The organism is Streptacidiphilus alkalitolerans (genome assembly GCF_042511045.1).
Classification (GTDB): Bacteria; Actinomycetota; Actinomycetes; order Streptomycetales; family Streptomycetaceae; genus Streptacidiphilus; species Streptacidiphilus alkalitolerans.
Genome location: NZ_JBHEZX010000019.1, coordinates 93,790 through 113,748, shown reverse-complemented (window position 1 = coordinate 113,748; position 19,959 = coordinate 93,790). Strand labels below are relative to the sequence as shown.

Annotated in this window: 15 protein-coding genes; 8 read left to right on the top strand and 7 right to left on the bottom strand. The window is 70.2% G+C overall.

The genetic code is table 11. The annotated features are described in order from the left end of the window. Positions 1-16: 16 nt before the first annotated feature. The 3 genes from ACEZDG_RS31885 to ACEZDG_RS31875 all read right to left on the bottom strand — a co-directional run bounded on the left by ACEZDG_RS31885 (position 17) and on the right by ACEZDG_RS31875 (position 4,446). On the bottom strand, positions 17-1,480 hold the full coding sequence (locus ACEZDG_RS31885) for a DUF2079 domain-containing protein (RefSeq protein ID WP_380516459.1): 1,464 nt from the start codon (positions 1,478-1,480) through the stop codon (positions 17-19). A gap of 124 nt (positions 1,481-1,604) precedes the next feature. Continuing rightward, positions 1,605-4,037 carry an HAD-IC family P-type ATPase gene (locus tag ACEZDG_RS31880; protein ID WP_380516456.1) on the bottom strand — a complete coding sequence of 811 codons (2,433 nt, stop codon included), beginning with the start codon at positions 4,035-4,037 and terminating at the stop codon, positions 1,605-1,607. Between the two features lie 118 nt (positions 4,038-4,155). Then, entirely contained in the window at positions 4,156-4,446 is a 291-nt protein-coding gene (locus ACEZDG_RS31875; protein WP_380516453.1) for a DUF2530 domain-containing protein, read from the bottom strand. Positions 4,447-4,659: 213 nt separating this feature from the next. On the opposite strand from ACEZDG_RS31875, the gene ACEZDG_RS31870 reads away from it, so the two are divergent. The 5 genes from ACEZDG_RS31870 (at position 4,660) to ACEZDG_RS31850 (ending at position 12,407) form a co-directional block, all read left to right on the top strand. After that, positions 4,660-6,123: an NCS2 family permease gene (locus ACEZDG_RS31870; protein WP_380516451.1), complete on the top strand. Its 1,464-nt coding sequence runs from the start codon at positions 4,660-4,662 to the stop codon at positions 6,121-6,123. Positions 6,124-7,171: 1,048 nt separating this feature from the next. After that, a complete protein-coding gene (locus ACEZDG_RS31865) occupies positions 7,172-8,224 on the top strand; it encodes a hypothetical protein (protein WP_380516449.1) in 1,053 nt (350 codons plus the stop codon). Positions 8,225-8,640: 416 nt separating this feature from the next. Further along, the gene (locus tag ACEZDG_RS31860; protein WP_380516446.1) at positions 8,641-10,281 is read left to right on the top strand and encodes an LPXTG cell wall anchor domain-containing protein; all 1,641 of its coding nucleotides are present in this window, start codon (positions 8,641-8,643) and stop codon (positions 10,279-10,281) included. A 144-nt stretch (positions 10,282-10,425) separates the two neighbouring features. After that, positions 10,426-10,860, top strand: coding sequence for a MarR family winged helix-turn-helix transcriptional regulator (locus ACEZDG_RS31855; RefSeq protein WP_380516444.1), 435 nt, complete (start codon positions 10,426-10,428; stop codon positions 10,858-10,860). Between the two features lie 158 nt (positions 10,861-11,018). Continuing rightward, positions 11,019-12,407: an MFS transporter gene (locus ACEZDG_RS31850; protein ID WP_380516572.1), complete on the top strand. Its 1,389-nt coding sequence runs from the start codon at positions 11,019-11,021 to the stop codon at positions 12,405-12,407. Positions 12,408-13,104: 697 nt separating this feature from the next. On the opposite strand, the gene ACEZDG_RS31845 is transcribed toward ACEZDG_RS31850, so the two are convergent. After that, positions 13,105-13,584, bottom strand: coding sequence for a GNAT family N-acetyltransferase (locus tag ACEZDG_RS31845; protein ID WP_380516441.1), 480 nt, complete (start codon positions 13,582-13,584; stop codon positions 13,105-13,107). 97 nt (positions 13,585-13,681) lie between these two features. On the opposite strand from ACEZDG_RS31845, the gene thpR reads away from it, so the two are divergent. After that, positions 13,682-14,266: an RNA 2',3'-cyclic phosphodiesterase gene (gene thpR, locus ACEZDG_RS31840; RefSeq protein ID WP_380516439.1), complete on the top strand. Its 585-nt coding sequence runs from the start codon at positions 13,682-13,684 to the stop codon at positions 14,264-14,266. Positions 14,267-14,367: 101 nt separating this feature from the next. Here thpR and ACEZDG_RS31835 read toward each other — a convergent pair whose 3' ends face one another. Continuing rightward, positions 14,368-15,579: a thiolase C-terminal domain-containing protein gene (locus tag ACEZDG_RS31835; RefSeq protein WP_380516436.1), complete on the bottom strand. Its 1,212-nt coding sequence runs from the start codon at positions 15,577-15,579 to the stop codon at positions 14,368-14,370. A gap of 168 nt (positions 15,580-15,747) precedes the next feature. On the opposite strand from ACEZDG_RS31835, the gene ACEZDG_RS31830 reads away from it, so the two are divergent. Both ACEZDG_RS31830 and ACEZDG_RS31825 read left to right on the top strand, forming a co-directional pair. Continuing rightward, complete coding sequence (locus ACEZDG_RS31830; RefSeq protein ID WP_380516434.1) at positions 15,748-17,046, top strand: acyl-CoA dehydrogenase family protein; 1,299 nt, start codon at positions 15,748-15,750, stop codon at positions 17,044-17,046. A 5-nt stretch (positions 17,047-17,051) separates the two neighbouring features. After that, on the top strand, positions 17,052-17,675 hold the full coding sequence (locus ACEZDG_RS31825; protein WP_380516432.1) for a nitroreductase family deazaflavin-dependent oxidoreductase: 624 nt from the start codon (positions 17,052-17,054) through the stop codon (positions 17,673-17,675). A gap of 131 nt (positions 17,676-17,806) precedes the next feature. On the opposite strand, the gene ACEZDG_RS31820 is transcribed toward ACEZDG_RS31825, so the two are convergent. Next, positions 17,807-18,454 carry a TetR/AcrR family transcriptional regulator gene (locus ACEZDG_RS31820; protein ID WP_380516429.1) on the bottom strand — a complete coding sequence of 216 codons (648 nt, stop codon included), beginning with the start codon at positions 18,452-18,454 and terminating at the stop codon, positions 17,807-17,809. Positions 18,455-18,512: 58 nt separating this feature from the next. Next, positions 18,513-19,898 carry a class I SAM-dependent methyltransferase gene (locus ACEZDG_RS31815; RefSeq protein ID WP_380516427.1) on the bottom strand — a complete coding sequence of 462 codons (1,386 nt, stop codon included), beginning with the start codon at positions 19,896-19,898 and terminating at the stop codon, positions 18,513-18,515. Positions 19,899-19,959 lie beyond the last annotated feature (61 nt).

Sequence of the window (19,959 nt, the reverse complement as noted above, 5' to 3'; positions counted from 1 at the left end):
ACGGGGGCCCGGCCGGTCAGCCGCTGACCAGCTGGGCCACCTGGAACTGCCCCTCGTTGAAGATCACCTTGTAGGTGGCGTTCGGGTACTCCTGCTTCGCGTACGCGGCCACGTCCGTGGGCGGGCTGGACCAGCCGTAGGAGAGGTCGAGCGCGAAGTACTGCGCGGGCTGGGTCGGCCCGGTGCCGACCCAGTACAGCTTGGTGCGGGTCGCCAGATGGTCCATCAGCGTGATGTTGGCCTCGACCGTCGCCCCGTCCGGGATGGTCGCCGCCGCGCGCTTCAGCATGGCCACCCGGTCGGCGGAGTTGAGCACCGACGGGTCGTTGGCGTTGGTGATCGGCAGCGCCCAGACCACGCAGAGGGTCACCGAGATCGCGATGACCGCCGGGAGCGCGGCCTTGGTGGCGTAGGAGCGGAGCCACTCGATCCGGCCGGCGTCGGCCCGCTGGATGCCGTCGATGACGGCCAGGAACAGGATCGGCATCAGCACCGCGTTGTAGTGCCAGTTCAGGTCCCAGTAGTACTCCACCGAGCCGGTGAAGCGCCAGAACATCGTCGGCAGCACCAGCAGGACCAGCGGCGAGCGCAGCGCCATGAACGCGGTGATGGCGAGCAGATAGCCGGCCGTGTGCAGCTTGATCACCGGTGTGACCATGGTGTTCAGGGTGTGCAGCGGGTCCCCGAACAGCGACTGCACGATCGAGCCGCCGGGCAGGTTCGCCGCGTAGTCGTAGTGGTCGTGGATGTTGAAGTGCGGGATGACCACGTTCAGGGTGAGCAGGAACATCAGCGGGCCGAACACCGTCAGCAGGATCCCGACCGTCCACTGCCGCTGCAGCAGCAGGACCACGCCGACGACGGCCACGGTCAGCCCCATGTCCTCCTTGACCAGGACCAGCGGCAGCGCCCAGAACGCCGCCGGGTACCAGCGCTTCAGCACCAGGTTGCGCATCACCATCGCCAGCAGCGGCACACCGAAGGCGATCTCGTGGAAGCCGGCGTCGGCGGCCCGCTGCAGTCCGAAGGACAGCCCGTAGGCGAAGCCGAAGGCCAGTCCCTTGGCCCGGGTGGTCACCTCGGCCACGGTCTTCGAGACGATGCCGACCGACCAGCCGAACAGCGCGGCCTGCCCGACCAGCAGCGTGACGGTGGAGGGGAACAGCAGGTAGAACGGGCCGAGCAGGGCGATGATCGGGCTGAAGTGGTCGCCCAGGATGTTGTAGCCGACGCCCTTGATGGTGACGATCGGCGCACGCAGGTGCGCGTACTGGTCCACTTCCTGGACGAAGATCGAGTTGTCCCAGGACATGGACGCGTAGTGGGTGTAGCGCATGATCGAGATCGTCGAGTAGACGAGCACGAACAGTGCGGCCAGCACCAGGTGCGGCCAGAGGGCACTACCGGGGACGAAGCGCCGGAACCGGGATTCGGCCGGAACGCCGATGTCCGCAGCGGGCGCATCGGTGTCGGTGGTCATGGTCTCCCCAGGGCGCGGCTCGAACGGATCTGCCCAGCACGGTACAGGGGATATCTGTGCCGCAAGGAGATCCGGGGCGGAATTTCCGACCTGACATGTCAGGTCGGGTGCTCAGGCCCGGTCCTCAGGCCTGCTCTCCGGTGGGACGCATCAGCCGCCAGGCGAGTTCCAGCACCAGCCCGGCGACCAGGGCGATGCCCACCGCCGTCCAGGGGTCGCGATAGCCGTGCAGGTCGAGCTGGAAGAAGTCCTGCAGCCAGGGGACGACCAGCACGATCCCGAATCCCGCGGCCATCCCGATCACCAGCACCACCCGCCACCAGGTGTACGGCCGCGCGATGATCGCCAGCACCCACAGCGCGACCAGGAACAGCGTCACCGTGGTGGAACTGGTGTCGGCGACCTGCCCGGTCGCATGGTCGGCCCGCGCCAGCAGATAGCAGGTGAACGAGGCCGTCCCGGCGATCAGCCCGGCCGGGATCGCGAAGCGCAGCACCCGCCGGACGAAGCCCTCCCTGGCCCGCTCGTTGTTGGGCGCCAGCGCCAGAAAGAAGCCGGGAATGCCGATGGTCAGCGCGCTCAGCACGGTGGAGTGCCGGGGCAGGAACGGGTACGGCACCCGACAGATGATCACCGCCAGCGCCAGCAGCACCGAGTAGACCGTCTTCACCAGGAACAGGTTGGCCACCCGCTCGATGTTGCCGATCACCCGGCGCCCCTCGGCGACCACCAGCGGCAGCGTGGAGAAGCTGTTGTCCAGCAGCACGATCTGGGCGACCGCGCGGGTGGCCTCGCTACCGGCACCCATGGCGACGCCGATGTCGGCGTCCTTGAGCGCGAGCACGTCGTTGACGCCGTCCCCGGTCATCGCGACATGGTGGCCGCGCGACTGCAGCGCGCCGACCATGTCGCGCTTCTGCTGCGGGGTGACCCGGCCGAAGACCGAGTGCTGCTCCACCACGTCGGCGAGCAGCTCCGGATCGGTCGGCAGGGTGCGGGCGTCCACCGGGTCGTCGGCGCCGGGCAGGCCCAGGGTGGCGGCGACCGCGCCGACCGAGACCGCGTTGTCGCCGGAGATGACCTTGGCGGAGACGTTCTGCTGGGCGAAGAAGGCGAGCGTCTGCCCCGCGTCCGGGCGCAGCCGCTGGCGCAGCACCACCAGGGCCACCGGGGCCAGGTCCAGCGCGGGGTCCGGCGCGTCCAGCGAGGTGCTGCTGCGTCCGAGCAGCAGCACCCGCAGGCCCTGCGCGCCCAGCTGGTCCACCTCGGCCAGGGCCGGGTGCCCGGCCGGGAGCAGCACGTCGGGCGCGCCCAGCAGCCAGGTCGCGTCCTCGCCGTCCGGCCCCTGCAGGGTCGCCCCGGACCACTTGCGGGCGGAGGAGAAGGGGGCCGCCTGGAGCACCCGTCGGCCCTGGCCGGGCGGGTAGGCGTCGATGATCGCCTGCAGGCTGGCATTGGGCCTGGCGTCCGCGGTCCCCAGCAGCCCCAGCACCTGCTCGACCAGCGCACGGTCGGCGTCGGCGCCGGCGCCGCTGCCGTCTTCCTCGCTGCTACCGTCCTCCGGGCCGGAGGACAGCACGCGCAGCTCGGCGATGTCCATGCCGCCCTCGGTGAGGGTGCCGGTCTTGTCCAGGCAGACGGTGTCCACCCGGGCCAGGCCCTCGATCGCGGGCAGCTCCTGCACCAGGCACTGCCGCCGCCCGAGCCGGACCACGCCGATGGCGAAGGCCATGGAGGTCAGCAGGACCAGTCCCTCCGGGACCATCGGGACGATCCCGGCGACCATCCGCCGCACCGCCTCCGGCACGTCCTGCTTGTTGACGTACAGCTGACTGAGGATCAGGCCGATCGCGGTGGGGATCAGCAGCCAGGTGATGTAGCGCAGGATCGTGTCGATGCCGCTGCGCAGCTCCGAGGAGACCAGGGTGAACCGGCTGGCCTCCTCGGCCAGCTGCGCGGCGTAGGCCTCGCGGCCGACCCTGGTGGTGGTGAAGGACCCGGAGCCGGCGACGACGAAGCTGCCGGAGAGGATCGGATCGCCGACCTGCTTGTGCACCGGGTCGGCCTCACCGGTGAGCAGCGACTCATCGATCTCCAGCCCCTCGGCCTCGCTGACCTGGCCGTCCACGGTGATCCGGTCGCCGGAGCCCAGCTCGACCAGGTCGCCGAGGACGATCTCGGCATTGGTCAGCTCCACGCTCCTGCCGTCCCGGCGGACCCGGGGGTGGGCCTCGCCGACCACGGCCAGGTTGTCCAGGGTGCGCTTGGCGCGCAGCTCCTGGACGATCCCGATGCCGGTGTTGGCGACGATGATGAAGCCGAAGAGGCTGTCCTGCAGCGGCCCGACCACCACGATCACGGCGAACAGGCAGCCGATGATGGCGTTGAACCGGGTCAGCACATTGGCCCGGACGATCTCGGTGGTGGAGCGGCTGGAGCGCACCGGTACGTCGTTGACCTCGCCGCGGGCCACCCGCTCGGCGACCTCCGCGCCGGTCAGACCGGTCGGTGCGGCTGTTGCGAGGTCGGCTGCGGCGGGTCCGGCCGGTGAGGTCATGCCCCCGAGCCTAGGCGGACGGCCGCCGCCGTGCTGCCGGGCTTACGCCGACGGGGTCCCGCCCGACGGAAACTCCCACGCCGTCAGACGCCTTGCGCCGACGGAATCTCCCACGCCGTCAGCTGCCCTGCGCGGTGGGGGTCTCGGTCGCTGCGGGGGCCTCGGCCGCGGCGGCCCTGGAGCGGGCGATCGCTTCCCGCCGGGCCCGGCAGTACCAGATGCCGATCAGCCCCAGCCCGAACCCGGCCAGGCAGGTCCACAGCCACTTGATGTCACCGTGCGCGGACAGCCGGCTGTGGAACGGGAGCAGCACCAGGAAGCCGACCAGCCACAGCACGGTGCCGCCGGTCACGATGGCGACATCGTTGGCCTCCATCGGAGGTGCGGCGGGCAGCTTGGTCGTCTTCACGGGGACAAGAGTACGGGGGGCGGTCAGGGGCGGCGGTCGACACCCCCGTTCGGTCGATCTTTGGATGTTCGCACAGTCTACGCGCGCAGATAGCCGATCCCGTTTATGCGATTCATACTGACCGTTCCGGATCGAGCGGCGAGCCTTCTTGACGTTTCGTGCTCGGACTTTGATCCATCGGTACGTCCAGCACTGTGCACAAAGGAACTACACATGTCATCCGTGGCCACGGCGAAGGCTGAGCCCTCCGAGCCCGGCGGCGGCTCCACCCCGCCCCGCAACGCCCTCGACCGCTACTTCCGGGTCTCGGAGCGCGGCTCCTCGTTCGCCCGGGAGATCCGTGGCGGTGCTGCCACCTTCTTTACGATGGCGTACATCATCGTGCTGAATCCGATCATCCTGTCCTCCGCCACGGACAAGTTCGGTCATCACCTGAATGGCGGTCAGCTGGTCACCGCCACGGTGATCACCGCGGCCTTCACCACCCTGCTGATGGGTGTCATTGGCAACATCCCGCTGGCGCTGGCGGCCGGCCTCGGCACCAACAGCATCGTCGCGCTGCAGCTGGCGCCCAAGATGAGCTGGCCGGACGCGATGGGCATGGTGGTCCTGGCCGGTCTCGCGATCATGCTGCTGGTCGCCACCGGGCTGCGCGAGCGGGTGATGAGCGCGGTCCCGCTGGGGCTGCGCAAGGCCATCGCCATCGGCATCGGCCTGTTCATCGCGCTGATCGGCCTGGTCGACGGCGGTTTTGTCACCCGGATCCCGGACGCCGCGCACACCACCGTCCCGCTGCAGCTGGGCAACGACGGCCACCTCAACGGCTGGCCGGTGCTGATCTTCATCGTCGCCGCGCTGCTCACCGTGGTGCTGATGGCCCGCAAGATCCCCGGCGCCATCCTGGTCAGCATCGTCGCCGCGACCGTGCTCGCCGTGGTGGTCGACAAGGTCGCGCACGTCCCGGCCGCGCAGTGGGGCCTGACCGTCCCGGAGATCCCGCACAGCATCGTGGCCACCCCGGACTTCGGCCTGATCGGCAAGGTCAGCCTGTTCGGCGGCTTCCACCAGGTCGGCATCCTCACCGGCATCCTGTTCGTCTTCACCGTGCTGCTGTCCTGCTTCTTCGACGCGATGGGCACCATCCTCGGCGTCAGCGACGAGGCCCACCTGCTGGACAAGGACGGCAACCTGCCCGGCATGAGCAAGGTGCTGATGGTGGACGGCATCGCCACCGCCGTCGGCGGCGCGACCTCCAGCTCCGCCAACACCTGCTTCGTCGAGTCCACCGCCGGCGTCGGCGAGGGCGCCCGCACCGGCCTGGCCAGCGTCGTCACCGGACTGTTCTTCGTGGTCGCACTGTTCCTCACCCCGCTGGCCACCATGGTCCCGACCCAGGCGGCCACCCCGGTCCTGGTCGTCGTCGGCTTCCTGATCCTGTCCAACAGCATCCGCGACATCGACTGGTCCGACTTCACCCTGGCCGTCCCGGCCTTCCTCACCATGGTGATCATGCCGTTCACCTACTCGATCACCACCGGGATTGGTATCGGGTTCATCACGTACGCGGTGCTGAGCGTGGCCACCGGCCAGTGGCGCCGGGTGGCGGTGCCGCTCTACGTGGTGGCGGCCGTGTTTGTCTTCTACTACCTGATGCCAGCGCTGGGGCTGGGTCAGTAGTAGCTGCGAGCGCTACAAAGACTCGGCCCCTGAACCCCTTCGTACGGGTTCAGGGGCCGCGTGCTGTGCGCTGGTGCTGGGCGGTGGGGTGGGCTTGGGGGCTCTCCTGGACTGCTCAGAGCGCGGGTATCGGCCCACGTCAGAAATGGCTCCCCCGAAGACCTGGTCAGACGCGCTGACTACCACGAGCAGCAGGACCGCTTCAATAGCGCCTCAATCCTTCGGGCTGAGGTGGCTGCGGATTGCGCCCGGGTCCTGAGAACTGACCGCCCCGACACCTTGACCAGCCGTGACAATCACGCAGGGTTCACCAAGCAAGCGAAGAAGCGGAAGTAGAGCTTCGTGCCGGGAGTGGGTGGAAACGAACGAACACTGCGGTGGAAGCGCGGTTCATCGGTGCTCGGGGTTGGTTGTCACGGTGGGCGGCCATCGCCGTCCGGCCGGGATCGGCCGGAGGCCGCTATGCCCGGCCGGGGCGGCAGGGGCCGCCCTTGAGTAAGTAAAGGTTGATTGCGACACGTGGTGTCATCGCACCTCGCCTACACCTTCTGCGCTGGTCCCTACCTTGAGAGCCCCTATGCAGGCTCCCCAGCATCTGGAGCATCGCTCTCCGACGCACCACCCGTGACTCCCGTCGTCCGCTGGCCTCGTCGGCTTCGCGTGATCACGAATCGTGCAACATGCGACTGTGCCAATGTCCTGCCTTCGCCTTGCGGTGATCACCGGGCGAAGAGTAAAGCCAGACAGTCGCAATCGGTCGTTTCATGTTCGATGAAAGCCTCCGAAGCCTAGGCACAGTCCCCTACAGTCTTGGGAGAGGTGCCCGGTCCATCCAAGGCGGGATCTTGTAGTCTGCCGTGCCCTGTCGTATGTCTAAAAGAACGACTGAGATAATGCGGTCTCTGCCCTCGGCACTAGCCGGAACATGCAGCGACAGTAAAATGAATCAAGTTTCCCATAGTCTTATTTTGGTGCGATGGCTATATTGGTCTGAGGCTTAAATTAACCCTGGATGGTAAATTATGGCAAGCCGGACTCGGGTTGCACTATGGACTGCCGTGATCGGCGCGGTGGGTGTCATTATCGCCGCAATAATTACCGGCGGATACGGCCTTATCGGGGCGCAGCATTCGGGCAACTCTATCAACCAAAATTCTACTGGCGGCTCAAACAATGCCTGCCAGAACAATTCGACTTGCAATGGACACTGACGATTGCGAGCGGGGGGGTTATGCACATAAAGAGAAGTATCGCCAGCATATTAATATTTTCTTGTATTGCATTGGGAGGCTGCACGACCGGTGGCTCCAAGGCGGACCAGAAATCCGGATCCGGAAACAATATAGCCTGTCAGGCGCACTCGGTGTGCAACAACGTGCCTGTTCCGACGGAGCAGTCAAAACCTTCGCAATCGGCTTCTGCTGTGACCGTGACGGACGAAAATGGAATCCACTGGGTAAGTGGCCAGTTCTCCTCCGGCGGTGGCCTTGTAATAAATAGCACGGTTAAGGAAGGATTTGCTGGCTGCCCCGGAGGGAGCGGCTATGTATACCCGACGGGCTCAGGAATAACCAAATCGATGCCACCAGCCACTGGGCCGAAGCGCGGCGGGAGCACCTGGGATCAAAACCCGAGTGCGTTTGGGGCGGTTCCTGCCAGCTCGGTTCGTATTGAGATCTATCTCACTGGCCCTTCGGATCATGCAGTTGTCATTACGGGCCTGCAATTCCATGTCCACTCGCGGAAGCCAGCGCCTGAGGGAACTTGGCTCTACTACCCCGGCGAGTGCGGTGGCAGCGTAAACTACCATTACGCCAAGGTGGACCTCGATACCGCCGCGCCTTATTTTCTCCCGTACAAACCACCATCCGATGAGAGCACGGACCAGCTCAGGTTTCCTTACACTGCTACGGCCAACGATCCAGAAACACTGCTGGTTGACCTCGTGACAGATCACACTGACTGCACCTGGGACGTGACACTGAGTTGGGTCGACGGTGGAATGAGCAAGACCGCGCTAATCGACGACAATGGCAAGCCGTTCGAGCTAACTTCGGTGACCGGCATGACTCAGAAGAGGTGGCCGGTGCCGACAGGCTGACATGCGCCCCTGGCTGACTTGTTCACTGACAAGCGTGACAAGTCACCATGCCGGGGCCCTGCTCTTATCCAGTGGCTGTGCTACTGCTGGCCGTGGGCGGTGGCGAGGATGGCGTATGCCTTGCCGGGGGTCACGTCCGGGTGCCTGATCAGAGGGGTGCCGACCATCCGTTCCAGGGGCAGGACCATGCGGTACAAGGCGCGAATGCCGCTGGGGTCGCAGCGGTGTTCGCCTTCTACTGCCTGATGCCGGCCCACGGGTTGGGTCAGTAGGGACGGATACCGTTTGGGTAACACTTCTCCGTGATTCGTCAACGAATGTCCGGATCCAGTGTTTCTGCACCCCGGCCGACCGGCCCCGGAATCCTTTCTGGTCCCTATGCTCCGCAGGGATATCCCTGTGAACGAAGGACCCTGATGGGACGCATACACATCCGGCGGTCGGCCGCCGCCGCGGTTGCCGTGCTCACGGCCACGACCGGTCTGTTCGTCGGCCTGACGGTCGCGCCGGCGACGGCGGCCGGAGCGCGTTTCCTGGTCGAGCCCGACTTCGGCCGCACGGTTCCGGTCCGGGCGGACGGCAACGGCGCGGCATACCGCCCGCTCGACGTGTACTTCGAAGCATTCGGCCATGAGCTGCTGGGTGTGAAGGTGGCGGTGGACGGTTCGGCCCTGAAGGGATTCGCCGAACTGGCGCTGCCGCGAGGCTGCGCCTACACCACGGACCACCTGCACGAGCTGTGCTCGCTCGGGGATTCGCCGTCGGGCTTCGGCACTTTCGCCGTGGGCGTCCGGGCGACGGTCGGTGCGGTGGCGGGCCGCCACGGCGACGTGCGGTTCAAGGTGACGGCCAGGAATGCGACCGAGCAGTCGTCCGGTGCGGCCGACAGCGTCGGCGTCACCGTGGGGGACGGTCCGGACCTCGCGATCAACGACCTGGGCGACGAGATCAAGGCCCCGGCCGGCTCGACCACCGCCCTGCCGCTCCAGGTGACCAACGTCGGCAGCAGCGACGCCAAGGGCGTCTCCGTGTTCGTGCACGACGAGTACCAGATCGCCACCGTCCCGGGCGACTTCAGCAATTGCTCCTACGAGACGTACGCCGGCGCCCGCCGCGGGGTGATCTGCACCTTCCCCGATGCCGTGGTGAAGCCGGGGGAGACCTTCGTCCTGTCCACCCCCCTCGCGGTGACCGTTCCCGCGGGCGGACACGCCGACGCGGTCTACTACGGCGTGGGAACGCTCGCTGACGGCGCGACCGGCGACGGGGACTGGGCCAAGGGCACCGGCGGCGTCCTGTCGCTGGTCAAGGCCGTCCGCCCGCAGGGCAAGGCGGCCGTGCCCGATCCCGGCACGGACATCGACGACCGGAACAACCGCTACACGACCGGCCTCGACACCGGGATCGTGGCGGATGCCTCCGGCGTCGGCGGCACGCTCAACGGGACCGTCGGCAAGGTCGGCAAGGCGATCGTCGGCGTCCGCAACACCGGGACCGTCACGCTCAGCACGCTGCGCCAGGTCGGCGATCCGGGCGAGGGCACGGCCGCGGTCTATGTGTCCTTCCCTGCCGAGGTGGCGGTCACCAGCGTTCCCAGCGCCTGCAAGACGGCGGAAGCCGGCCCCGAAGGCCTGGCCGCGTCCGGCGACGGTGTGCCGCACCCGTACGTGTGTGTGACCCGGCAGGTGCTCAAGCCCGGGCAGCAGATGGTCTTCACCTTCGGCATCAAGCCGCTCAAGGTTCTGAGCAGGGCCTACGCGGGTGTGGTGGTGCTGGCTGCCGAGGACAACGGCGCCAACTACGACAACAACGTGGCCAAGCTCTACATCAACGCTGCCAAGGCCGGAGCGAAGCCGACGACTCCGGCGCCCAGCTCCGGTTCCGGGGCGGCCACGGCGACTGCCTCCGCCTCGACCTCTTCCGGCGGCGGGTCGCTGGCGGCCACCGGTGGCGGCAGTGACACGACGCCGATGATGCTGGCCGGCGCGGCGGCGATCGTGCTCGGCGCGGGTGCGGTCGTGGTGGTCCGCCGGCGTCGGGTCGGCGAGCACGGCTGACGCCGTAGCCGTACGGCCTGCGTGGTTCCGGCCAGGGTGGCCGCTTCTTCCTCGGCTTCGAGGGGGAGCGGCCACCCTGCTGTGGTTTCCGGGGCCGGTGCAACTGATTTTACTTAGGCTGGGTAATGAGTTAGGCTAACAATCATGCCTGAGTTCTCCGAGAGCGACGCCGCCGCGGTCAGTACGCTGCGGTCCGCCGTGATGCGGCTCTCCCGGCGCCTGCGCAACCAGCGCGTCGAGGAGTCGCTGACGCCCACCGAGATGCAGGTGCTGGCGACCCTCGCCCGCTGCGGCAGCGCGTCGCCGGGCGAACTGGCCCGCAAGGAGCACGTCCAGCCGCCGTCGATGACCCGGATCATCGCGATGCTGGAGGAGAAGGGCCTGGTGCGGCGCGAGCCGCACCCCGACGACCGGCGCCAGGTCGTCGTCAGCAGTACCGAGCAGGCCGAGAGCATTCTCAACCAGAGCCGGGCCAAACGTGACGCCTGGCTCGCCGAGCTCGCCGGGGGACTCACCGAGGAGGAGTGGGCGCTGCTGCGCGCCGCCGCTCCGGTACTGGAGCGCCTCGCGCAACTGTGAGCCGCCAGAAGAACGCACAACCGATCCACCACAAGCCAGGGGACAAGCTATTGCCTGCACAAACCGGAGACACCACGCGCCGCAACCTTCCGAACGACACCACCAGCACCACCAGCACGGTCAGTCCCGCGACCGAGGCCGACACGGCCGACGCCCCGCTGCTGAACGACACCGTCGTCCCGTGTGACGACGACCCCGACGAACGCACCGGCGAATCCGCCGTCGAGCACGCGGGTGGGACCGAGCCCAAGCGGGGGATGTTCTCGGCCCTCGGCAACCGCAACTACCGCTACTTCTTCATCGGCCAGGTCGTCTCCAACTCCGGCACCTGGGTCCAGCGAATAGCGCAGGACTGGCTCGTCCTCAGCATCACCGGCAGCGCCTTCGCGGTCGGTGTGACCACCGCGATGCAGTTCCTGCCCATGCTCCTGTTCGGCCTGTTCGGCGGGGTCCTCGCCGACCGCTTCCCCAAGCGCCAGCTGCTGATGGCCACTCAGGCCGCGATGGGCCTGCTCGCCGCCGGCCTCGCCGTGCTGACCCTGACCGGCAACATCCAGGTCTGGCACATCTACCTGTTCGCCTTCATGCTCGGCATGGTCACCGTGGTCGACAACCCGACCCGGCAGACCTTCGTCTCGGAGATGGTCGGCAAGAAGGACCTCGGCAACGCGGTCAGCCTCAACGCCGCCAACTTCCAGACCGCCCGGCTGATCGGCCCGGCCGTGGCCGGTGTGCTGATGGCCGCGGTCGGCGCGGGGTACGCCTTCGCGGTGAACGCCGTCTCCTTCGGCGCGGTGATCCTCGGCCTGCTCGCGATGCGCGGCGCCGAACTCCACCGCACCCCGCGGATCCCGCGCGAGAAGGGGCAGTTGCGGGCCGGGCTGCACTATGTCGCCGGGCGCCCCGACCTGATCTGGCCGATCGTGCTGATCGGCTTCATCGGCACCTTCGGGTTCAACTTCGCGACCATCCTGTCCGCCTTCTCGTACTCGGTCTTCCACGTCGGCCCCGGCCTCTACGGGCTGCTGAACACCGCGATGGCGGTCGGCTCGCTGGTCGGCGCGCTGCTGGCGGCCCGCCGCAGCAGGCCCCGGCTGCGGCTGCTGGTCGGCGCGGCGCTGGCCTTCGGCATCCTGGAGTCGGTGGCGGCGCTCGCGCCCGACTACTGGACCTTCGCGGCGCTGCTGACCCTGGTCGGACTGTTCGGCGTGAGCCTGAACACGGCGGCGAACTCGCTGATCCAGCTGCGGACCGACCCGGCGATGCGGGGACGGGTGATGAGCCTGTTCATGATGGTCTTCACCGGCGGCACCCCGCTGGGCGCACCGCTGGTCGGCTGGATCACCGAGCAGTACGGGCCGCGGGTCGGCCTGCTCGCCTGCGGCCTGGTCTCCGGGGCGGCGGCGGCCGGGATCGGCCTGATCCTGGCCCGGATCGGCAACCTCAGGCTGCGGCTCGACCTGCACCGCGGGCCCGAGCACCAGCTGGTGACCTTCGTCCCGCGCCAGCGCACCGACCTGGACGTGAACGTCGCCGCAGCGGCCTGACGCCTCCGGCGGGGGTGCGGGTGCGCTGGCGCGCGGACGTGAGGCGGGCCGGGCGGGGCCGGGGCGGGCGGGGGTGGGCTGGGGTAGGCGGGGTGCGGCCCTGCCGGGCCTGCCCGCGCTATGCCCAGGCCCCTGCCGGGGGTGCGGCCCTGCCGGGGGTGCGGCCCTGCCGGGCCCGCCCGCGCTATGCCCAGGCCCCTGCCGGGGGTGCGGCCCTGCCGGGGGTGCGGCCCTGCCGGGCCCGCCCGCGCTATGCCCAGGCCCCTGCCGGGGTGCGGCCCTGCCGCGCCCTGCCCGTGCCACGCCCCGGCTCCTACCGGGCCCGCCCATGCCGAACCCGGGGTGTCTCAGCGAGCACCTGCCCGTCCGGGCCCTTACGGCGGCCGTCGGTCGAACCTGGAGTCTGCAAGGTCAGCTCCTCCAAGTGCCTGGGCATCCTGCCCGACCCGTCCGCGCCGTGCCCTGGGGGCCCTGCTCGGTCGGCCTCCGGCATGCCCTGGCTCAGCTGCGCCTGCTGCGCGTGCTCCGGCCAAGCCCTGGCCTTGCCGCCGTGCTTTCCAACTGCCCGCCTCCGTCTCCGCCTGCCCGCACCGTCCCCGCCTCCGGCCGTCCCCGCCTCCGCCCGCCCGCGCCGTCCCGCCTCCGGCCGCCTCCGCCGTCCGGACTGCGCGCCGCAGGCGGTCCGCGGGTCAGTCGGTCAGGCGAGGCGTTGGGCGAGGAGCATGCCGGGCCAGTCCGGTTCTCCCTTGCGGGAGACGGTGAATGGCTCCACCTCGGTGAAGCCCTGGCTGCGGTAATAGGCCCGCAGTTTGCCGTCGTCACCGGCGTAGCAGTCGACCCGCAGCAGGCCGAGCCCCTGCCGCCGCGCCTCCGCGCGGGCCTCGTCCAGCAGGGCACTGCCGACGCCGTGGTTCTTGAGGCGGCGTTCGGTCGCCAGCAGGGTCACGTACAGCTCGGGCTCGTCGGCCGGACGGACGTACGAGGCCGGGGTCCCGGACAGCGAGATCACTCCGGCGAGCTCGCCGTCCAGCACGGCGACCCGTGCCTCGCCGCGTTCGATCCGGCCTGCCGCCCGTCCCACCAGCGCGGGACGGGTGGACCAGGGCTCGGTGCCCCACTGGGCGGTGCGCCCCTGGGCGACCAGCCATTCGACGGTGCCGTCCAGAATCCTCAACACGGCCCGGAGGTCTCGGGCTTCAGCCTTTCGTATCTCCATACGATCTTTCTATCTGTCAGCCCTTCCGCTGCGGAAGGGCGTGGCTGAGACTGCCCCCATGAGACTCTTCGCCGCCGTCGTGCCGCCCCCGGCTGCGATCGGGGAACTGGCCGCCGCCGTCACCTCGCTGCAGACGCTGCCGCAGGCCGCCCCGCTGCGCTGGACCGCCGAGTCGACCTGGCACCTGACCCTCGCGTTCCTGGGCCAGGTCGACGCCGCTGACCTGGACGCCCTCGGCGGACGCCTCGCCGAGGCCGCCGCGACCGTCGACCGTACGAGTCGGCTGAGATTGGCCGGTGGCGGACGCTTCGGCGAACGCGCCCTGTGGGCCGGTGTCCAGGGCGACACCCACGCGCTCGGCCGCCTCGCCGAGGAGGTCGCGGCTGCTGCCAGGGCCACCGGCATCGCCGTGGACGAGCGTCCGTTCCGGGCCCACCTCACCCTCGCCCGCAGCGGCGCCTCCCGGGCCGGCGGCCCGGCCCCGGCGGGAACGGACCTGGCGCCGCTGGTCGCTGCGCTCGCGGACTTCTCCGGGACGGCCTGGCCGGCGGCCGAGCTGCTGCTGATGCGCAGTCACTTGGGCGTGGGCCCGGCGCACTACGAGACAGTGGGGAAGTGGCCGCTCGGAGCCACCCGAACCTAGGGCTACGCCCCCGGCCCACTCCAGGCCGGGGCCACGGCCTCACCCCCGCGCTGCACTCCCCGGTCGCACCCCGCCTCGGACACCGCCCCGCACCGTCGCCCTCAGCGTCCCAGCACCATCGTCGCTGAGGAGCAGAACCAGCCGCCGGTGCCGCTGACCAGGGCGAGCTCGGGGAGCGAGCCGTCGCGGCGGCGGACCTGGCGGTCCTCGGGGTACTCGCCGCGCAGCTGGCGGACGGCCTCGGTGATCAGGAAGAGCCCGCGCATCCCAGGGTGGCAGGCGCTGAGCCCGCCGCCGTCGGTGTTGACCGGCAGCTCGCCGTCCCGGAGCAGCCGTCCGTGCTTGGCGTCCACGAAGGGGCCGCCGTCCCCCTTGGCGCAGAAGCCCAGGTCCTCCAGGGCGACCAGCGGCATGTAGCTGAAGGCGTCGTAGAGCTCGGCGAGGTCGATGTCGGCGGGGGCGACCCCGGCCCGCCGGTAGGCGAGGCGGCCGGAGACGGCGGCGGGGGAGACGGTGAAGTCCTCCCACTCGGACATCAGGTTGTGGCTGAGGTGCTCGCCGGTGCCGAGCACCCAGACCGGGTCGTGCGGGGTGTCCGGCACGTACTCCTCGGCGGCGAACAGCACCGCGCAGCCGCCGTCGGAGCGGATGCAGCAGTGCAGCTTGGTGAAGGGGGAGGCGATCTCCGGCCCGGCCAGCACCTGCTCCACCGTCAGCGGGTCCCGGTACATCGCCTCCGGGTTGCTCGCCGCGTTGGCGCGGGCCTGGACGGCGACGCCCGCGAGCTGCTCCAGGGTGGTGCCGTACTCGTGCATGTGGCGGCGGGCGGCCATGGCGTACTTGGCGATCAGGGTGTGCCCGTACGGGGCCTCGAACTGCTGCGGGCCGCGTGCGCCGAGGGAGATCCCGGCGGTGCGGCGGCGGGCCTTGAGGTCGGCGCGGGCGGTGGAGCCGTAGACCAGCAGCACGGCGTTGGCGTGTCCGGCGGCTATCGCGTCGGCGGCGTGCGCGGCCATGACCTCCCAGGTGGAGCCGCCGACCGAGGTGGAGTCGGTCCAGGTGGGGCGCAGCCCGAGGTACTCGGAGACCTCGACCGGGGCGAGCAGCCCGAGGCCGGCCGAGGCCACGCCGTCGACGACCGAGCGCGGAAGTCCGGAGTCGGCGAGGGCGCGGCGCGCGGCCTGGGCGTGCAGCTGGAACGGGGTGGCGTCGTCCACCCGTCCGCAGGCGGAGTGGGCGACGCCGACGACGGCGACCCGGCGCCGGCGCGGCGAGTCTTCCGGTACCGGGGAGTGCAGCGACGGTGCGGGCACGGGCGGATCAACTCCCTTGGGGGACGTCGCGGGCAGGAATCCGTTCGAGAGCAAGAATCTGACGGTACATCAGATTTGCTGTGCTGTGCCCCTGTGCCCGACCGGCCGGTCCTTCTAGGATGACGGATCGTCAGATCGAAGCACAGGCTGCAGAAGGCTGGAGACGTCATGGATCCCGCACTCACCCCGGAACAGGACGCCGTCCGCCGCACCCTCCGCGAGGCACTGGCGAAGAACTGCGGCCCCGAGCAGGTGCGCGCCGCGGCGGCGGGCCCCGAGGGCTACGACCGGGCGCTGTGGCAGCAGCTGTCGGAGCAGCTCGGCCTGCCCGGCCTCGCCCTCCCGGCCGAGTACGGCGGCGCCGGCCTCGGCCCGGTCGAACTGGCCCTGGCCTGCGAGGAGACCGGGCGGGCGCTGCTGCCCTCCCCGCTGCTGGCCTCCTCGGTGCTGGCCGCCACGCTGATCGACCTGCTCGGCACCGACGAGCAGCGGGCCGCCCTGCTGCCCGGCCTCGCCTCCGGCGAGCGCACGGCGGCGCTGGTCCTCGCCGCCTCCCCGGCGTTCGCCCTTGGCCTGATCCCGGTCGACCGGGGCGACGGCCTCCCGGACGGGACGGCGGCCGGCGGCGGCCGGGCCGGAGGCATCCAGGCCCGCCCGGCCCCGGAGCAGCCGGACGCTTCCCGGACCCCGGCGGCCCCGGCGGCCCCGCAGGCCCCGCCGGCCGGCCCCGGCGCCGACTGGCTGCTCTACGGCGAGGCGGAGCAGGCGCTGGACGGGGCCCGCGCCGACCTGCTGGTCGTCGCCGCCCACACCGGCGGCTTCCCGCGCAGCCGCACCGTCCTCTTCCTGGTGCAGGGGGACGCACCTGAGGCCAGGCGGAGCAGGCTCGCGGCGATGGACCACACCCGCGCCCTCGGCCGGGTCGAACTGCGCGACGCCCCCGCCGTGCCGCTGGGCGACCCGGCCCGCGACGCCGGGCCGGCGCTGGCCCGGACCGGGCTGCTGGCGGCGGTGGCGATCGCCGCGGAGGCGGTCGGCGCGGCGGACCAGTGCCTGGCCAGGACCGTGGAGTATGTGCAGGTCAGGAAGCAGTTCGAGCGCGCGGTCGGCTCGTTCCAGGCGGTGAAGCACCGGCTCGCGGATGTCTATGTCGCGGTGGAGACCGCACGCTCGGCGGTCCACTACGCCGCCTGGGCGCTGGAGCAGGGCGAGGACGAGGGGACGGCGGTCCCGCTGGCGCTCGCCCATGCGCTGGACGCGCTGCGGACCGCCGCCGCCGAGGCGATCCAGCTGCACGGCGGCATCGCCATCACCTGGGAGCACGACGCCCACCTCTACTTCAAGCGGGCCGCCTCCGACGAGCTGCTGTTCGGGCCGCCGCACCTGCTGCGCACCCTCGCCGCCGAACGCGCGGCGCTGTTCTCCCGTCCGCGCGTGCGGAGCGGCCAGGTCTCCAGGAAGGGATGATCCCCATGGCTACGGCACACACCCCCCGTCCGCCCCGGTCCCGGCAGGAGGCCCTGGTCCAGAAGGTGTCCTCGACCGTGCTCTTCGCCCGGATCGCCCCGCACCTGCTGCCGCCGCTGGACAAGGCGGTGCACCGGCTCAGCGGCGGAAAGGTGATGATCAGCCAGTACATGCTGCCGTCGGTGTTCCTGACCACCACCGGACGCCGCAGCGGCGAGCCCCGGGTGGCGCCGCTGGCCTGCCTGCCGGAGCGCGGCGGCAGCTTCCTGGTGGTCGGCAGCAACTTCGGTCGCACCGACCATCCGGCCTGGACCGGCAACCTGCTGGCCGAACCCAGGGCGCTGGTCGAGCACCGGGGCCGTACGGTGCAGGTCACGGCGGTGCTGCTGGCCGGGGAGGAGCGAGAGCTCGCTTGGGCGGCGCTGCTCCGGATGTGGCCGCCGTACGCGGCCTACCAGGCCCGGATCGACCGGCAGATCCGGATCTTCCGGCTGACCCCCGCCGCCGTCGAAAGGCCCGCCGCCGCCGAGGGGCCCGGTGCCGCTGAGGGGCCCGCCGTCGAGGGCCCCGCCGTCGAAGGACCCGAGCCCGGGACAAGCGAAGGGCGGCCAGCTCCGGTGAAGGAGTGACCGCCCTTGAGGTGGACGTGGGTGCGGGACTCGAACCGGGATACCTCCCCCGAGGCAACCAGGAGGCTCAACCCGGCCGGACAGGCGGCCGGGGCCCGCGAACCCAGGACTGTGCTGCTGCCGTCCGACTGCTACTTCGGCGGTTTCTTCCCGGTCATGCCCAGGTAGACCAGGAGCGCCAGGCTGGGCTTGAGCTCCTTGGCCTTGACGCCCCAGGAGTCGAATCCCTTCTGGTGCTCGGCGACGGCGGCCAGCATGGCCACCAGGGAGCCGGCGACGGCCGGTGCACTGACCGACTTGTCCGCCTTCCCGGTGTCCTGCATGACCTTGAGGGAGTCCGTGAGCGAGTTGGTCACGGCGTTGAGGATCTTCATACGGATCTTGAAGAACCGCTTGTCCCCTTCCGCCGATCCCAGCGTCACCACGCGGAGAATGGCCTCGTTGTCGCGCCAGAAGTTGAGGAAGCCTTCCACAAGCTCCTCAGCCGTCTGGTAGCCGGACTTGCCGGCCCACGACTTCTCGGCGACCAGATCCTTGAGGGCGGCGCCTTCCCGGGCCATTCCGTCCGCGATCTCGAGGACAGCGCCCTCGACGTCGGGGAAGTACTGGTAGAACGTTGCGGGGGAGGTACCGGCCATCCGGGCGACGTCGATGACCTTGACGTCCCGGTAGGGCGATGTGCTGAGCATCTCGCTAAGGCATTCGAGCAGCTTCTGCCGCGTCGCTTGCCCGCGTCGCCCGGCGACACGCCCGTCGACGGTGCGAACTTGTCCTGTCATGCCGTCAGTTTACCGTGGCAAGATCTCCGCGCTATTCGGCGGTGTGCCAAATGGTCCGTCAGGCTGACGGGGCGCCGGTTCCGGGGGCCTGGTCCGGCCCTGAGACACCGGCAGACGGGGCCCCGGCCCGAGGGTCCGTCAGCCACTCGGCCCGGGTCGGCGGCAGCCCGCTGTCCCCCTCCGGACCGGTGCGCACGGCCAGGATCTGGTTCACCCCGATCCGGTTCTCCTCGAAGGCCAGCGCCGAGGCCGCCATGTAGAGCCGCCAGACCCGGGCCCGGCCCAGGGTGCTGAGCTTCACCGCCCGCTCCCAGTCCTGCTCCAGGTTGTCGACCCAGGCCCGCAGGGTCTGCGCGTAGTGCTCGCGCAGCGACTCCACGTCCCTGATCTCGAACCCCGCCTCCTCCAGCAGGCTGACGGTGTTCCCGATCGGCGAGAGGTCCCCGTCCGGGAAGACGTAGGCCGCGATGAAGGGGCTGATTCGGTAGGGCTCGCCGGGCAGGTTGGGGCGCCGGGCGATCTGGTGGTTCAGCAGCCGGCCGCCGGGGGCGAGCAGCCCGTAGAGGGTGGTCCCGTAGCGGCGGAACTGCTCCGAGCCGACGTGCTCGGCCATGCCGATGCTGGAGATCGCGTCGTACGGGCCGTCGTCCACCTCGCGGTAGTCCTGCAGCCTGACCGTCAGCCGGTCGCTCAGCCCGGCCTCGGCGATCCGCTCCCGTGCCCCCTGCGCCTGCTCGGCGGAGAGGGTGACGCCCACCCCCTCGACGCCGTAGTGCTGGGCGGCGTGCAGCAGCAGCGAGCCCCAGCCGCAGCCCACGTCCAGCAGCCGCATGCCGGGGCGCAGCCCGAGCTTGCGGCAGACCAGGTCGAGCTTGGCCTCCTGGGCCGCCTCCAGCGAGGTGGTCCCGGTCGGCCAGTAGGCGCAGGAGTAGACCATGGAGGGGCCGAGGACCAGCCGGTAGAAGTCGTTGCCGACGTCGTAGTGGTGGCTGATGGCGCTGCGGTCCCGGTGCAGCGAGTGCCGGGTGCCGGCCTGCCGGACCCGGGTGGCCTCCTCCGGCGGCAGCGGCGGCCGGGGGCCGATCACCCCGGTGCCGAGGGCGGTGCGCAGCAGCCGGCGCCCCTGCGGGCCGACCAGGTCCCGGGCGCTGGGGCGCAGCGTCACCGCGTGGGTCTGCGCGACCAGCCGGGCCAGCGCGCCCAGCAGGTCGTAGAGGTCGCTGGAGGGGTCCAGCTCAAGATCCCCGGAGACATAGGCCCGGGCCAGGCCCAGCTCGTCCGGGCGCCACAGCAGGTGCCGCAGCGCGCGCCGGTTGCGCAGCACCAGCAGCGGGGCGCCCGGAGGCCCTGCTTCCGCTCCGTCCCAGGTCCGGAGCCTGATCGGCAGCTCCGCCCCGAGAAGGTCCTCCAGTACAGGGACCAGTTGCTCGGCCGCACCAGCCATACCGTTCCTCCACCCTCGCCCGTCAAGGTCAATCTAACTCTCCTGCAACGTTCTTCCGGGC